The organism is Sandarakinorhabdus sp. FBCC-B8862, assembly GCF_059745315.1.
The window spans coordinates 2,212,452-2,227,065 of record NZ_CM185574.1 but is presented as its reverse complement, the minus strand read 5'-3'; the positions used below and the strand labels follow the sequence as shown (position 1 = coordinate 2,227,065).

Sequence of the window (14,614 nt, the reverse complement as noted above, 5' to 3'; positions counted from 1 at the left end):
CCCTCCTCCATTCCCGGGGGGGACCTGCAATGCGCCGCATCTTTGCCACCATCATCGCCGCCACACTGGCCACCAGTGCACTTGCCGCGCCCGTGGCCAGCGACACGCCGGGCAAGACCGCGGCCGGCACCGCCTTCACCCAGCCCACCGGCTTTGACCGGGCCGGCACCGGTGCCCTCACCGAACTGATCGCGCCCGAAACCGATGCGCGGCTGGCGCTTGTCGATGTCGGTGCCGCCGCGGATGCCGCCGCCGCCGTGAAACAGGCCTGGGCGCAATGGTCCGGCCACGACGTGCCACCGCTGCGCCTCAGCGTGCCGGCCACACCGCGCTTCGGCTGGGAAGAACGGGTCAATTTCACCTATGACACCCCGCCCAATGCCAAGCGCTGGGTGGGGGCCTGGGCCTTCCGCCGGGGCACCGCCTGGACGGTCACCCTGTTCGACATGCCCGAAGCCATTGCCGACAAGCGCGGCGCCGCCATCAACCTTGTCATGCAAAGCCAGCGCCCTGCCGGCTATGCCCCCGAAAGCTTTGCCGGCCGCACGCCCCACAAGCTCACCCCCGAACGCGTCGCCCTGCTGCGCCAGTTCATTGCCGATGGCATGAAGGCGCTGGATGTGCCGGGCGTTGGCCTGGCCTTCATCCAGGATGGCCAGGTGGTGTGGGAAGGCGGGCTGGGCGTGCGCAAACTCGGCGATCCCACGCCGGTTGATGCCCACACGCGCTTCATGATCGCATCCAACACCAAATCGATGGCCACCATGCTGCTGGCCGAACTGGTCGATGCCGGCAAGCTCAAGTGGGACCAGAAGGTCACCAGCCTCTATCCGGCGTTTCGGCTGGGCAATGATGCCACCACCGCCCAAGTGGAAATCCGCCATCTGGTCTGCGCCTGCACCGGCCTGCCGCGCAAGGATCTGGAATGGCTGTTCGCCACCACCGCCCAAACCCCGGCGTCCGACACCTTCCGCCAGCTTGCCGCCACCCAGCCCACCAGCAAATTTGGTGAGGCCTTCCAGTACAGCAATCTGATGGCATCGGCCGCCGGCTTTGTCGCTGGCCATGTCTTCAACCCTGGCATGGAACTGGGCGCCGCCTTCGACAAGGCGGTGGCCGAACGCATCTGGAACCCGATCGGCATGGCCGATTCGACCTTCAGCTTCGCCGCCGCCGAAGCCGGCAACCACGCCGCGCCGCACGCCACCGCGTTGGATGGCCAAACCGTGCAGAGCCCGATCGGCAGCGCCATCAACCGCACCATCGCGCCGTTCCGGCCAGCCGGCGGGGCCTGGTCGTCACCGCACGACATGATCCGCTATGTCGGGCTGGAACTGGCCGAAGGCAAATTGCCGAACGGCCAGCAACTCGTGTCGAAAGACGCCCTGTTCGCCCGCCGCGCCCGTGGCGTGCCCACTGGCGAAAACCAATGGTATGGCATGGGCTTGTCAGAAGATGCGCGCACGGGCGTGTCGGTCATCCACCACGGCGGCGATCTGCTGGGCTTCCACAGCGACATGATGTGGGTGCCGTCGGCCGGGGCCGGTGCAGTCATCCTCACCAACAGTGATGATGGCGTGTATCTGCGCGGCCCGCTCATGCGCCGGCTGCTGGAGCTGCTCTACGACGGCACGCCGGAGGCGGAGGCCGAAATCAAGGCCGCTGCCGCGCGCAGCAAGGCCGAAACCATCAACATCCGCAGCCGCATCACCCTGCCGGCCGAACCGGCCGCCGTGGCCGCGCTGGCCAGCCGCTATACCAATGCCGAACTCGGCCCACTCTCCGTGGTCCGCAGCGGTGACCGCCTCATCTTCCGCTTTGCCGCCTGGGAAAGCGAAATGGGCACCCACCGCAACACCGATGGCAGCCTCAGCTTCGTCACCGCCGCGCCTGGCCTCATCGGCGCGGAAATGGTGGTGGGCAGCGCCGCCGGCAAACGCAGCCTGATCGTGCGCGATTCCCAGCACGAATATGTCTTCACCGAAGTGACACCGTGACACTTGCCGCTATGGCCAAGCCCCATTAGGCGCTTGGCCAAAAGCAGGAGTGGCAAATGACTGATGACGACGTGCTGGCCGAATTCCGCGCGGCAGAAGCCCTGCTGGAAGGCCATTTCATCCTGTCATCGGGCTTGCGCAGCCCCCGTTATCTGCAATGCGCCCGCGTGCTGATGAGCCCGGCCCGGGCGGAGCGGCTGGCGCGCGCGCTGGCCACGAAAATCCCGGCGGCGGTGAAGGCCAACATCACGGCCGTCATCGCGCCCGCCATGGGCGGCCTCATCTGCGGCTATGAACTCGCCCGCGCGCTGGGCGTCGATTCGATGTTCGTCGAACGCCCAACCGGCATTTTCGAACTGCGCCGGGGCTTCCGCCTCACGCCCGGCCAGCAGGTGCTGCTGATGGAGGATGTGGTCACCACCGGGCTGTCGTCGCGCGAAGCCATCGCCGCCATCGCGGCGGCCGGCGGCACCGTCATCCACGCCGCCTCGCTGGTGGATCGTTCCAACGGCACCGCCGATCTGGGCGTGCCGTTCACTCCGCTGATCCGGTTGGACGTGCCCAGCTACAGCGCCGATGCGCTGCCGCCGGAACTGGCCGCCATCCCCGCGGTCAAGCCCGGCAGCCGGGCGGCGTGATCCCGCTCATCGCCCTCATCGCCGCCGTCACCCCGCCCGGCAGCGCCGGCCGTGTCGCCACGGTGGCCGATGGCCAGGGCTTCGCCGGCATGTTGCTGCTGGCCGAAGACGGCAAGGTCACGCTGGAACAGGGCTTTGGCCTCAAAAACCCGAAGGCCCAGCGCCGGGCGCGTGAGCCATCGGATTTCCTGCCCACAGATCGCTGGCGCTGGGCATCGGTCACCAAACAGGTCGTCGCCACCATGGCGATGCAGGATGTCGCCGCCGGCCGGCTGGCGCTGGATGCGCCGATCACCCGCTATCTGCCCGGCTTTCGCGGCCCCACCGGCAACCGCGTCACGGTCGCCATGCTGCTCGGCCATGAATCGGGCCTGCCCGACAGCAACGCCAACGATGGCGCCGCCTTCCGCCCCGGCTGGCGCGGCAGCCTCGATGCGCTCACCGGCCTGTGCGCCGGCCCGGTGCGTGATCAACCGGGTGCCAGCTTCTACTATGACAATTGCGATTACATCGTCGCCGGCCGCCTGCTCGAGGCGGTGAACCGCCAGCCGCTGGCGCAATTGCTTGCCAGCCGCATCACCCGGCCACTGGGCATGACCAGCGTCACCTGGGCCGGACCACATGTGCCTGGCGCCGGCGAGGAGCCGGTCAATCTCGCCGCCTATGGTGCCGCCGCCGCGATCACCGGCACCATCCGCGATCTGTGGCGCTTCGATCAGGCGCTGATCGACGGCAAGCTGCTGCCCAAGGCGCAACGCGACCTGATGTGGGATGGCAAGCCGGCCAAGGGCTTTGCCGCGCTCGGCCAATGGGCCTTCCGCGTCAGCTTGCGCGGCTGCAAGGCCGATCAACTGCTGATTGAACGGCGGGGCAATGTTGGAAACGTGCAGGTGCGCAACTATATCCTGCCGGAACGCAACATCGTGCTGATCGCCATGACCAACCGTGACACCATCGAATTCGGCGAACTCTGGCAGGGGGCCGGCCTTGGCCATGAGCTGCTCAGCGCCGCCGTGTGCAAAGTGGACGCCTGATGCAACCATCCCACCTGCAGCCGCCCCATCTGCGGCTCGGCGTCAACATCGATCATGTCGCCACCATCCGCAACGCGCGCGGCGGCCTGCACCCCTGCCCGCTGCGCGCGGCCGAGATGGCGGCGGCGGCCGGGGCCGATGGCATCACCATCCACCTGCGCGAGGATCGCCGCCACATCACCGATGCCGATCTCGCCACATTGTCGGGCGCCATCCAGTTGCCGATCAACCTGGAAATGGCCGCCACCGATGAAATGCTGGCCATCGCATTGAAATTCCGGCCGCACGCGGCCTGCATCGTGCCCGAACGCCGGGCCGAACGCACCACCGAAGGCGGGCTGGACGCGGCCGGCCAGCACAACAGCCTGCAACCCATCGTGGCCGCCCTGCGCGATGCCGGCATCCGTGTGTCCCTGTTCGTGGCACCCGAAGAACGCCAGCTGGAGGCCGCAGCCCGGCTGGGCGCGCCGGTGGTGGAACTGCACACCGGCCCCTATGCCCATGCCTTTGACGATGGCGATGCCGCCGCCGAACTGGCCCGGCTGGTGCGCGCTGCCGAACATGGCGCGGCATTGGGCCTTGAACTCCACGCCGGCCACGGCCTCTCCTATGCCAATGTCGGCCCGGTGGCGGCGCTGCCCCAGTTGGCGGAGCTCAACATCGGCCATTTCCTGATCGGTGAAGCGCTGTTCGTCGGCCTCGACGCCGCCATCCGCGAGATGCGCCGCCTGATGGATGCGGCGCGGGCATGAACCTTCCTGCCGGCCTCGGAATCATCGGGTTGGGTTCCGATCTGTGCAACATCGATCGCATCGCCAGCAGCATCGAGCGTTTTGGCGACCGCTTCATCAACCGCATCTTCACCGATGTGGAACAGGCCAAGGCCAACCGCCGCCAGCTCACCCGCGCCGCCACCTATGCCAAGCGCTTCGCCGCCAAGGAAGCCTGCGCCAAGGCGCTGGGCACCGGCTTTCGCCAGGGCGTGTTCTGGCGTGACATGGCTGTCGTCAACCTGCCCAGCGGCCAACCCACCCTGACGCTGTCTGGCGGGGCCGCGGCAAGGCTGGCGCAAATCACCCCGCCGGGGCATAAGGCCGCCATCCATCTGACGATGACCGACGACCATCCGTGGGCGCAGGCCATCGTGCTGATCACTGCGAGCATGGAATGACCGAAGCCGTGGCAACCACACCCAAGAAGAAATTGAACCTGGCCGAGGAGGCCTGGCAGCTGTTCCTGCTCGCGCTGGCCGTGCTGGCCGTGCACACGCTGGTTGCCAAGCCCTTCTATATCCCGTCGGGGTCGATGCTGCCCGGCCTGCTGGTTGGCGACCGGCTGATCGTGTCGAAATTCCCCTATGGCTATTCCTATCTGTCGCCGTCGTTCAACGTGCTGCCCGAAATGCCGGGCCGGCTGTTCGGCAGCCTGCCGGAACGCGGCGACATCGTGGTGATCAAATCGCCGATCGCCAAGGATGACTGGATCAAGCGGGTGATCGGCCTGCCCGGCGACACGGTGCAGATGGTGAATGGCCAGCTGATCCTGAACGGGCAGCCGGTGCCCAAGGTGAAGCTGGCCGATACGGTGATGCAGGTGACGCCCAACAGCGACTGCGCCACCATGATCGATGCGCAATATCGCGTGATCCGCCCCGATGGCGGCGCCGAATGCCATCTGCCCACCTATCGCGAAACCCTGCCGGGCGGGCGCTCCTATCTCGTCCATGATCTGGCCAACACCCCGCAGGACAACACCGAAGCGGTGATCGTGCCGGAAGGCCATGTCTTCCTGATGGGCGACAATCGCGACAATTCGGAAGACAGCCGCTTTGCCCCGGAACTGGGCGGGCTGGGCCTGTTGCCAGTGGAAAATATCGTCGGCCGCGCAGAGTTCACCACCTTCAGCCTGGATGGCAGCACCAGCTTCAACCCGGTGACCTGGGTGACCGCCCTGCGCAACCGCTGGTTCATCTCGCTCCGGGATTGATCGGGAAACGCTCCAGGCTCGATTGCAGTTTGATTGAACCGCTCATGCCGAGCTTGTCGAGGCACGCTCCAAGCGCGGCCGGTGCCTCGACAAGCTCGGCATGAGCGGGTTTGGGATTCCAGCAAAACGCAATCGGGTCTAAGCGCGGCCACCGCCGCCATGCCTGCGGTCACCGGCGCGCGGCCTGCGGTCACCACAGCGCGAAACGCGGACACCGGGCGGACACCGGGGGCCGGACTTTGCCACGCTTTGGGCACGCCAAACCCACCGCGAATCCAGCATTCGGCCGGTTCAGCCGCGCCTCGGCATCAAAATATCATTAATAGTCAGCTATTTGCGGTGCCACCTGTCCTACAGCGCCGCAAAATGGCATAGTGGTGAGGCTGGTCGTTACGCCGCCGGCTTCACCGCCAGCAGCTCGATATCAAATTCCAGCACGGCGCCCGGCGGGATCACGCCGCCAGCCCCTTGCGCGCCATAGGCCAGCTGGGGCGGCACGACGAAATGATATTTCGATCCGACCGGCATCAGCTGCACGCCTTCGGTCCAGCCCGGGATCACCTGGTCCAGCGGAAACGCCGCCGGCTGGCCCCGGCTGTAGGACGAATCAAACACGGTGCCGTCCACCAGCTTGCCCTCATAATGCACCAGCACCGTGTCCTTGGCGGCCGGGCGCGGGCCGTTGCCGGCGCGAATCACCTGATATTGCAGGCCGGAGCTGGTGGTGACGACGCCGGCCTTGGCCTTGTTGGCCTTCATGTAATCCATGTCGGCCTGGCGCACCGCCGCCACCTGGCCCTGGGTGCCGGTATAGACCAGCACGCCCACCACACCGATCACCACCGCAGCGGCGGCCAGCCACTTGCCGATGCCAACCCCGCCCGCCCCGACTCCTGCGTTGCCCGTTGCCTGACCTGACATAGCCTGATTCCATTCCCTGATGGCCGCGCCGCGGCCCGATGATCGATGCGAGGCAAACATGACGAGAGCCGGGAAGAGGGTCAACCCCGCCCGGCCCCGGTGCATGCAGTCTGGGGCCAGTTTCCCAACCCCATCAACGGCTTACTTGATGCCGTCACGCTCCATGCGCTTGCGCTCCATCTTGCGGGCGCGGCGCACGGCGGCGGCCTTTTCACGGGCGCGCTTCTCGCTGGGCTTTTCATAATGGCGACGCAGCTTCATCTCGCGATAGACGCCTTCGCGCTGCAGCTTCTTCTTGAGAGCGCGCAGGGCCTGATCAACATTGTTGTCGCGAACCACGATTTGCATGAGCTGCCGTCACTCCATTCGTTGATGGGGCGATGGCCCCGAAATCCGGTTGTCTGCAATAACTGACACCCCCCGAGTCGCCCCGGTGGAAGAGCGCTGCGCATTAGCAGAAGCCCCGAGGCCAAACAAGACCTATCCCCCGCCCCAACCCCCGCGACGCAAAAGCGACTGGGAAGCCGGGCGGCAAACGGGTAAAGCCATGGCCATGGCCGAAGATATCCCGCTTGCCGAACTCGCCCCGCGCCTGGTGGCCGCCATGCTGCCGCACGTGCCCTTCGATGGCTGGTCTGCCACCGCACTGGCCGCCGCCGCACGCGACACCGGCACCGATCCCGATATCGCGGCCCTGGCGGTGCCCGATGTCGCCACCATGCTCAGCCTGTGGGTCGCCCACGCCAATGCGCAACTGGCCGAAGCGATGGCCGCCACCCACAACATGAAGGTGCGGGATCGTATCCGCACCGCGCTTGTCACAAGGCTGGAGCAGGGTGACCGTGAGGTGACGCGCCGCGCGCTGGCGCTGCTGGCCCAGCCGCAGCACGCCGCCTTGTCGGCCAGGCTGTTGTGGCAGGCGGCCGATGCCATGTGGCGCGCGGCCGGCGATAGCGCGACCGATTATAATCATTACACAAAACGGGCCATCCTGTCGGCCATCTATTCCGCCACGCTGCTGCACTGGACCCAGGATGACAGCGCGGATTTCGCCGCCACCCGCGCTTTCATCGATCGCCGCATCGATGGCGTGATGCGCTTTGAAAAGGCCAAGGCCCGGGTGACGGGCCTGTCGTCCCGCCTGCCCAATCCGGCCCGCATCCTCGGCCGTTTGCGCTATCCGGCGGTGTGACGCTTTTCGGGTGGCGCCGTCCGGTCAATCTTGATAACGGTTCGCAACTTCTCGCATCCTGCGGACCATCAGCTTGTCATCACCCGCCACCCCCCGCACCATCAACGCGCTTGCCGCTGGCGAGGTGGCACTGATCGCTGCCATCGATCGGGCTGGCCTGGCGCCGGAAACCGCCCAGCGCCTGTGCGAGCTGGGCTTTGACGAGGGCGTGGATGTGGAAATCCTTCATCGCGCACCGTTCGGCGGTGATCCCATCGCCGTCAGGGTTGGCAACATGGTGGTGGCGCTGCGGCGTGACATGGCCGCGCTGATCGAGGTGGCGGCATGAACGCCCCAGTGTTGCTGTCGCGGACGCCGGTGGTGGCCCTGGTTGGCAATCCCAACGCCGGCAAGACCAGCCTGTTCAATGCCTTGACCGGCAGCCGCCAGAAGGTCGGCAACTATCCGGGCGTCACCGTGGAGCGCAAGGCCGGCCGCCTGGCGCTGCCCGATGGCCGGGTCTGCGATCTGATCGACCTGCCCGGCACCTACAGCCTGACGCCGCGCTCTCCCGACGAAGCGGTGACCCGCGATGCCATTTTCGGCCGCATCGCCGGCGAAAAGCCGCTGGATGCCATCGTCGCGGTGATCGATGCCACCAACCTCAGGAACCATCTGCGCTTCGTGCTGGAACTGAAGCCGCTGGGCCTGCCGTTGGTGGTGGCCCTGAACATGGTCGATCTGGCGGCGCGCGATGGCATCGTCATCGATGCCGCTCACCTGTCTGCCCTGATTGGCCTGCCGGTGGTGGAAACCGTTGCGGTGCGCAAGCGCGGGCTGGACACGTTGGGCAGCGCGCTGGCCGCCGACATCGGCGATACGCCGCCGGCTTTGCCCATGGCGGCTGCGAGTGATTTCAAGGCCTTGCAGAAACAGGCCCGCCAGATCTGCGCCGCGGTGGAAACCAGCACCGGCACGGCCCGCCGTTGGTCGCAGCGCATCGATGCGGTGGCACTGCACCCCGTGGCAGGGCCGTTGTTGCTCGCCGCCATCCTGTTCTTCATGTTCCAGGCGGTGTTCAGCTGGGCCGAAGCGCCGATGGGCTGGATCGAGGCCGGCATCGCCGCCCTGCAAGCGGATCTGGGCCAGCGCCTGCCCGATGGTGTGCTGCTGTCGTTGATCAACGATGGCGTGCTGGCAGGTGTCGGCGCCGTGGTGGTCTTCCTGCCGCAGATTCTGATCCTGTTCGCCTTCATCATCGCGCTCGAACAATCGGGTTACATGACTCGCGCCGCCTTCCTGATGGACCGGCTGATGGCGCGGGTTGGCCTCAACGGGCGCGCCTTCATTCCGCTCCTGTCCAGCTTCGCCTGCGCCATTCCCGGTATCATGGCCACCCGCACGATTGATTCCCCGCGCGATCGGCTCACCACTATCCTGATTGCCCCGCTGATGACCTGTTCGGCCCGTCTGCCGGTCTATGCCGTTGTGATTGGTGCCTTCATTCCTGCCCGCGATGTCGGACCATTTGGTCTGCAAGGTCTGGTGCTGTTCGCGCTGTATCTGGCCGGCATCCTGGGGGCGCTGGTGGCCGCCTTTGCCCTGCGCCGCACCGTTACCAAGGGCGCTGCCCCGCCCTTCCTGATGGAAATGCCGAAATATCAATGGCCAGCCGGCCGCGACATGGCGCTCGGCCTTTATGGCCGTGCCACCGCTTTCCTGCAGCGCGCCGGCACCATCATCCTGGCATCCACCATTGTCTTGTGGGGTCTGGCCAGCTGGCCGCAGCCACCCGCCGATGGCCACCGTCCGGCCATCGAATATAGCCTGGCCAGGAAGATCGGCGAGGCTTTGGAGCCCATTTTTGCGCCCATCGGCTTCAACAAGGAAATCGCCATCGCGCTGGTGCCGGGCATGGCGGCTCGCGAGGTTGCGGTGTCGGCGCTCGGCACGGTCTATGCCCTGCAGGGCGTGGATGAGGAGCATGCCGACGGCCTGATCGCCCAGCTGCGCGCCGCCTGGCCGCTGCCCACGGCGCTGGCGTTCCTGGCCTGGTTCGTGTTTGCCCCGCAGTGCATTTCCACCCTGGCCATCACCCGGCGCGAAACCGCCAGCTGGCGCTGGCCGATCTTCATGTTCTCCTATCTGTTCGCTGCCGCCTATGTCGCGGCCGGCCTCACCTATCACCTGGCGGTTGCGGCCGGGCTTTGAGTGCAAGGCGAACGATCAGCCCAAAGGCCAGCACACCAAAGCTGATGCCCGCGCCGCGCCACCCCACATAGGCCAGGCTGGACTGCAGCACGAACAGACAGCCGGCCGTGAAGGCCAATGGCACCAGCGGATAAAGTGGCACCTGGAACGGCCGTTCTGCCGCCGGCAAGCGACGGCGCAGGATGATCAGCGCCGGGCCGGTGAGAGACAGGAACAGCCAGAACACCGGCGACAGGAAATCCACCATCTGGGCAAAACCGGTGGAGACAGACCCCCAGGCGATCAGCAGCAGGGACAGGGCGCACTGCACCCAGATGGCGCCTCGCGGCACCCCCGCGGCTGCATCCCACACCGCCAGCCGGCCCAGCGCCGGCTCCTCGCTGGCCACGGCATAAAGCGTGCGCCCCCCCACGATCACCAGCGCATTGACGATGGCCAACGCCGCCAGGCCGACGAAGACCACCATCACCAGCTGTCCGGCCGGCCCAAAGGCGCGCGCCATCAATTGGGCGGCCGGTGCGGCGCTGGCGGCCAGGCCTTCGCCCCCCAACCCGGCGAGATAGGCCCAATTGGCAAGCAGATAGAGGGCTGTGACCAACCCCATGCCGCCGACCAGCGCCAGGGTCATGTCCCGCGGCCGCCGCACCTCGGCCGAAAGTGTGGCCGCATCGTTGAACCCGCCAAAGGCCAGCATGACGAACACCATGGCCTGGCCGAGGGCGGCTGCGGCAAAGGGCTGCGGCTGCGCGGTGGCTGCCACCACGGGGGTGCCGCTGGCGATGAGGCTGGCCGCTGCGCCGCCCAGGGCGAGCAGGGCGACGACATCGCCCGCCACCAGCACAAGCTGGCCGCCGGTGGAGCGCTTCACCCCGGCGAGGTTGAGCGCGGTCAACGCCACCACCGCCAGCGCTGCAACCCCGCCACGGGCACTGGCAGACAACGGCACAAGTTCGGCCGCATAATCCGCCGCAACAAAGGCCAGCATTGCAGCCGATGCCGAAAAAATCACCGAAAAGCGTGACCAGGCAAAGAGAAAGGCCACCAGCGGACCATAGGCCAGCTTCAGGAAACGATAATCGCCACCCGGATGCGGAAAGGCGCTCGCCAACTCGGCATAGACGAGCGCGCCGGCCAGTGCGAACACCCCGCCCAGCCCCCAGGCCAGCAGCACCAGCACATCATTGTGCAATGTTGCCGCAACCAGGCTGGCAGAGCGGAAGATGCCGGCACCCACCACCATGCCCACCACCACGGAAGCCGCGGCGAACGGGCCCAATATGCGGCGCGGGGCGGGGTTCGTCATGGCCAGACGGTGGCGCAGGGCGGCCGTCACCGCAAGGGGCGGATCGCCCCGCTGTGCATCAAGGAAACCGGCGCGCCCTTGCAGCCCGGGAATCCCTCCCTATATCGCCCGTGCAAGCTCGTTTGGCCGGGGCACCGGCCGTTATCACAACCAGGATCGGCCGTGCCGCGCTGCCTTGATGGGGCGCCAGGGGCTGGATCCAGAGGCAAGGGAACAGGGCCGTCATGGCAAAGGTTATCGGGATCGATCTTGGCACCACCAACAGCTGTGTGGCCGTGATGGAAGGCAGCGCGCCCCGCGTAATCGAAAACGCCGAAGGCGCACGCACCACCCCCAGCCAGGTCGCCTTCACCAAGGATGGCGAACGTCTGGTCGGCCAGCCGGCCAAGCGCCAGGCCGTGACCAACCCGGCCAACACGGTGTTTGCCGTGAAGCGCCTGATCGGCCGCCGCTTTGATGATCCGTTGACCAGCAAGGATGCCGGCCTGGTGCCCTATGCCATTGCCCGCGGCCCCAACGGCGATGCCTGGGTCAATGCCGGCGGCCAGGATTACAGCCCGTCGCAGATTTCCGCCTTCATCCTGCAGAAGATGAAGGAAACGGCCGAAGCCTATCTGGGCGAAACCGTGACCCAGGCGGTGATCACCGTTCCGGCCTATTTCAACGACGCCCAGCGCCAGGCCACCAAGGATGCCGGCAAAATCGCCGGCCTGGAAGTGCTGCGCATCATCAACGAGCCGACCGCTGCCGCGCTGGCCTATGGTCTCGACAAGAAGAATGATGCCAAGACCGTGGCCGTCTATGACCTTGGCGGCGGCACCTTCGACATTTCCATCCTAGAACTGGGCGATGGCGTGTTCGAAGTGAAGTCGACCAGCGGCGACACCTTCCTGGGCGGTGAAGATTTCGATGCCAAGCTGGTGGAGTTCCTGTCGGGTGATTTCAAGAAGGCCGAAGGCATTGACCTGACCAAGGACAAGCTGGCCCTGCAGCGCCTGAAGGAAGCCGCCGAAAAGGCCAAGATCGAACTGTCGTCCTCGGCTGCGACGGAAGTGAACCTGCCCTTCATCACCGCCGACGCCAACGGGCCGAAGCACCTCGTCAAGACCATCACCCGCGCCGATCTGGAAAAGCTGGTGCTCGATCTGATCGAACGCACCCGCCAGCCGTGCCTGGATGCGCTGAAAGAAGCCGGTGTGAAGCCGGGCGACCTGTCGGAAGTGATCCTGGTCGGCGGCATGACCCGCATGCCGCGCGTGCGCCAGTTCGTGAAGGATCTGTTTGGCAAGGAGCCGAACACCAGCGTGAACCCGGACGAAGTGGTGGCCATGGGCGCCGCCATCCAGGCCGGCGTGCTGCAGGGCGATGTGAAGGATGTGCTGCTGCTCGACGTGACCCCGCTGAGCTTGGGCATCGAGACGCTGGGCGGCGTGTTCACCCGCATGATCGACCGCAACACCACCATCCCCACCAAGAAGAGCCAAGTGTTCTCCACGGCCGATGACAATCAGTCGGCGGTGACCATCCGGGTGTTCCAGGGTGAGCGCGAGATGGCGGCCGACAACAAGATCCTGGGCCAGTTTGATCTGGTTGGCATCCCGCCGGCGCCGCGCGGCGTGCCGCAGATCGAAGTGACGTTTGATATCGATGCCAACGGCCTGGTTTCGGTCAACGCCAAGGACAAGGGCACCGGCAAGGAACAGCAGATCCGCATCCAGCCGTCGGGTGGCCTGTCGAAGGATGATATCGAAAAGATGGTGAAGGACGCCGAAGCCTTTGCCGAGGAAGACAAGAAGCGCCGCGCCGCCGCCGAGGCCCGCAACCAGGCCGACAGCCTGGTGCATTCGACCGAGCGCCAGCTGGCCGAGCATGGTGACAAGGTGACGCCGGAGGTGAAGGCCAGCATCGAAACCGCCATCGCCGACGTGAAGGCGGTGCTGGATTCGGGCGACGCCGATGCCATCAACGCCAAGGTGCAGGCGCTGGGCCAGGTTGCCATGAAGCTGGGTGAGGCCATTTATCAGGCCGAACAGGCTGCCGCCGAACCGTCGGCCGCTGATTCGCCCAAGAGCGATGATGTGGTGGACGCCGAGTTCACCGACGTCGACGACAGCAAGAAGTAAGCCGTCGCGCAAGGCGCGCCGCTGGCATGCGGCGCGCCTTTGCCTGTTGAATATGGGGCGGCCGAACTATGGCGACCGAGATCGATTATTACGAACTGCTGGAGGTGGAGCGCGGGGCCGATGAGGCCGCGCTGAAATCCGCCTATCGCCGGCTGGCGATGAAATTCCATCCCGATCGCAATCCCGGTGATGCGGCGGCGGAGCAGAAGTTCAAGGCGATCAACGAAGCCTATGACGTGCTGAAGGACCCGCAGAAGCGGGCCGCCTATGACCGCTTTGGCCATGCCGCTTTCCGGCAGGGCGGCGGTGGCGGCGGCTTTGGCGGTGGCGCGCAGGATTTCGGCGGGTTCGCCGACATTTTTGAAAGCGTGTTCGGCGAATTCATGGGCGGTGGCGGCCGTGGCCAGCGCCGCGGCGGACCTGCGCGTGGCTCCGATTTGCGCTATGATCTTGAAATGTCGTTGGAAGAGGCGTTTGCCGGACGCCAGGCGACGATCAGCATTGAAGTGGCGGCCGCCTGCGACCCCTGCGGTGGCAGCGGGGCCAAACCCGGCACATCGGCCCGCACCTGCACCACCTGCAACGGCAGTGGGCGCGTGGCCATGCGCCAGGGCCTGTTCATGGTGGAGCGCACTTGCCCGGCCTGCCATGGCCAGGGCCAGATCATCGCTGATCCCTGCAACAGTTGCGGTGGCGCTGGCCGGGTGGAAAAGCGCAAGGATCTGAACGTCAACATCCCCAAGGGCGTCGATGACGGCACCCGTATCCGCGTTGCCGGTGAAGGCGAGGCCGGCGCAAGGGGCGGCCCTGCGGGCGATCTCTACATCTTCATCCACTTGAAATCGCACCCGGTTTTCAAGCGGGACGGCACTACCCTCTATGCCGAAGCGCCGCTGTCGATCACGCTGGCGGCGCTTGGTGGTGAGATTGATGTCCCCAGCCTGGATGGGGAGAAGACCGTCATCAAGATTCCGGCCGGGACCCAGACCTCCAAGCAGTTCCGAGTGCGCGGCAAGGGCATGCCCAGCCTCAATGGTGGAGGTGCGGGTGATCTGGTCATCCAGGTCGAGGTGGAAACCCCGGTGAAGCTGACGGCACGCCAGCGCGAGTTGCTGGAGGAGTTCCGGGCCATCGAACAAACCGAAGGCGGCCGCAACACCCCGAAAAGCCAGAGCTTTTTCGACCGGATCAAGGACGCCTGGAACGAATTGACCGAATAGCGCTGGCGGC

Annotated in this window: 14 protein-coding genes; 11 read left to right on the top strand and 3 right to left on the bottom strand. The window is 66.2% G+C overall.

Features of this window, described 5'->3' with window-relative positions; translation table 11 throughout:
* The first annotated feature begins 29 nt into the window (after nt 1-29).
* The 6 genes from AC6BOR_RS10760 to lepB are packed head-to-tail and all read left to right on the top strand — an operon-like array spanning nt 30 to nt 5,655.
* On the top strand, nt 30-1,997 hold the full coding sequence (locus tag AC6BOR_RS10760) for a serine hydrolase domain-containing protein (protein WP_498058440.1): 1,968 nt from the start codon (nt 30-32) through the stop codon (nt 1,995-1,997).
* A gap of 56 nt (nt 1,998-2,053) precedes the next feature.
* Nucleotides 2,054-2,635, top strand: a complete 582-nt coding sequence (gene pyrE, locus AC6BOR_RS10755; RefSeq protein ID WP_498058439.1) for an orotate phosphoribosyltransferase — start codon at nt 2,054-2,056, stop codon at nt 2,633-2,635.
* Entirely contained in the window at nt 2,632-3,669 is a 1,038-nt protein-coding gene (locus AC6BOR_RS10750) for a serine hydrolase domain-containing protein (protein WP_498058438.1), read from the top strand. The genes pyrE and AC6BOR_RS10750 overlap by 4 nt, the downstream gene beginning before the upstream one ends.
* Nucleotides 3,669-4,421 carry a pyridoxine 5'-phosphate synthase gene (locus tag AC6BOR_RS10745; RefSeq protein ID WP_498058437.1) on the top strand — a complete coding sequence of 251 codons (753 nt, stop codon included), beginning with the start codon at nt 3,669-3,671 and terminating at the stop codon, nt 4,419-4,421. The genes AC6BOR_RS10750 and AC6BOR_RS10745 overlap by 1 nt, the downstream gene beginning before the upstream one ends.
* Nucleotides 4,418-4,840, top strand: a complete 423-nt coding sequence (gene acpS, locus AC6BOR_RS10740; protein WP_498058436.1) for a holo-ACP synthase — start codon at nt 4,418-4,420, stop codon at nt 4,838-4,840. The genes AC6BOR_RS10745 and acpS overlap by 4 nt, the downstream gene beginning before the upstream one ends.
* An 8-nt stretch (nt 4,841-4,848) precedes the next feature.
* A complete protein-coding gene (gene lepB / locus AC6BOR_RS10735) occupies nt 4,849-5,655 on the top strand; it encodes a signal peptidase I (RefSeq protein WP_498058435.1) in 807 nt (268 codons plus the stop codon).
* Nucleotides 5,656-6,045: 390 nt separating this feature from the next.
* On the opposite strand, the gene AC6BOR_RS10730 is transcribed toward lepB, so the two are convergent.
* A complete protein-coding gene (locus AC6BOR_RS10730) occupies nt 6,046-6,576 on the bottom strand; it encodes an FKBP-type peptidyl-prolyl cis-trans isomerase (protein ID WP_498058434.1) in 531 nt (176 codons plus the stop codon).
* A 141-nt stretch (nt 6,577-6,717) separates the two neighbouring features.
* Nucleotides 6,718-6,924 carry a 30S ribosomal protein S21 gene (rpsU, locus tag AC6BOR_RS10725; RefSeq protein WP_086115593.1) on the bottom strand — a complete coding sequence of 69 codons (207 nt, stop codon included), beginning with the start codon at nt 6,922-6,924 and terminating at the stop codon, nt 6,718-6,720.
* Nucleotides 6,925-7,129: 205 nt separating this feature from the next.
* On the opposite strand from rpsU, the gene AC6BOR_RS10720 reads away from it, so the two are divergent.
* From AC6BOR_RS10720 to feoB, 3 genes are all read left to right on the top strand, one after another.
* Nucleotides 7,130-7,768, top strand: coding sequence for a COQ9 family protein (locus AC6BOR_RS10720; protein WP_498058433.1), 639 nt, complete (start codon nt 7,130-7,132; stop codon nt 7,766-7,768).
* Nucleotides 7,769-7,841: 73 nt separating this feature from the next.
* On the top strand, nt 7,842-8,096 hold the full coding sequence (locus AC6BOR_RS10715) for a FeoA family protein (protein WP_094473418.1): 255 nt from the start codon (nt 7,842-7,844) through the stop codon (nt 8,094-8,096).
* On the top strand, nt 8,093-9,958 hold the full coding sequence (gene feoB / locus AC6BOR_RS10710; protein WP_498058432.1) for a ferrous iron transporter B: 1,866 nt from the start codon (nt 8,093-8,095) through the stop codon (nt 9,956-9,958). Before AC6BOR_RS10715 ends, feoB begins: the two co-directional genes overlap by 4 nt.
* Here the strand turns inward: feoB and AC6BOR_RS10705 are convergent.
* Nucleotides 9,924-11,261 carry an APC family permease gene (locus AC6BOR_RS10705; RefSeq protein ID WP_498058431.1) on the bottom strand — a complete coding sequence of 446 codons (1,338 nt, stop codon included), beginning with the start codon at nt 11,259-11,261 and terminating at the stop codon, nt 9,924-9,926. The genes feoB and AC6BOR_RS10705 overlap by 35 nt on opposite strands.
* Before the next feature lie 224 nt (nt 11,262-11,485).
* On the opposite strand from AC6BOR_RS10705, the gene dnaK reads away from it, so the two are divergent.
* Both dnaK and dnaJ read left to right on the top strand, forming a co-directional pair.
* A complete protein-coding gene (gene dnaK, locus AC6BOR_RS10700) occupies nt 11,486-13,384 on the top strand; it encodes a molecular chaperone DnaK (RefSeq protein ID WP_086115597.1) in 1,899 nt (632 codons plus the stop codon).
* A gap of 68 nt (nt 13,385-13,452) precedes the next feature.
* Nucleotides 13,453-14,604 carry a molecular chaperone DnaJ gene (gene dnaJ / locus AC6BOR_RS10695; RefSeq protein WP_086115598.1) on the top strand — a complete coding sequence of 384 codons (1,152 nt, stop codon included), beginning with the start codon at nt 13,453-13,455 and terminating at the stop codon, nt 14,602-14,604.
* Nucleotides 14,605-14,614: the final 10 nt, after the last annotated feature.

Excerpts from the sequence above, each read along its gene's own strand:
- AC6BOR_RS10760 (WP_498058440.1), top strand. The coding sequence starts at position 30 with ATGCGCCGCATCTTTGCCACCATCATCGCCGCCACACTGGCCACCAGT.
- pyrE (WP_498058439.1), top strand. The coding sequence starts at position 2,054 with ATGACTGATGACGACGTGCTGGCCGAATTCCGCGCGGCAGAAGCCCTG.
- AC6BOR_RS10745 (WP_498058437.1), top strand. The coding sequence starts at position 3,669 with ATGCAACCATCCCACCTGCAGCCGCCCCATCTGCGGCTCGGCGTCAAC.
- acpS (WP_498058436.1), top strand. The coding sequence starts at position 4,418 with ATGAACCTTCCTGCCGGCCTCGGAATCATCGGGTTGGGTTCCGATCTG.
- AC6BOR_RS10730 (WP_498058434.1), bottom strand. The coding sequence starts at position 6,576 with ATGTCAGGTCAGGCAACGGGCAACGCAGGAGTCGGGGCGGGCGGGGTT.
- rpsU (WP_086115593.1), bottom strand. The coding sequence starts at position 6,924 with ATGCAAATCGTGGTTCGCGACAACAATGTTGATCAGGCCCTGCGCGCT.
- AC6BOR_RS10720 (WP_498058433.1), top strand. The coding sequence starts at position 7,130 with ATGGCCGAAGATATCCCGCTTGCCGAACTCGCCCCGCGCCTGGTGGCC.
- feoB (WP_498058432.1), top strand. The coding sequence starts at position 8,093 with ATGAACGCCCCAGTGTTGCTGTCGCGGACGCCGGTGGTGGCCCTGGTT.
- AC6BOR_RS10705 (WP_498058431.1), bottom strand. The coding sequence starts at position 11,261 with ATGACGAACCCCGCCCCGCGCCGCATATTGGGCCCGTTCGCCGCGGCT.
- dnaK (WP_086115597.1), top strand. The coding sequence starts at position 11,486 with ATGGCAAAGGTTATCGGGATCGATCTTGGCACCACCAACAGCTGTGTG.
- dnaJ (WP_086115598.1), top strand. The coding sequence starts at position 13,453 with ATGGCGACCGAGATCGATTATTACGAACTGCTGGAGGTGGAGCGCGGG.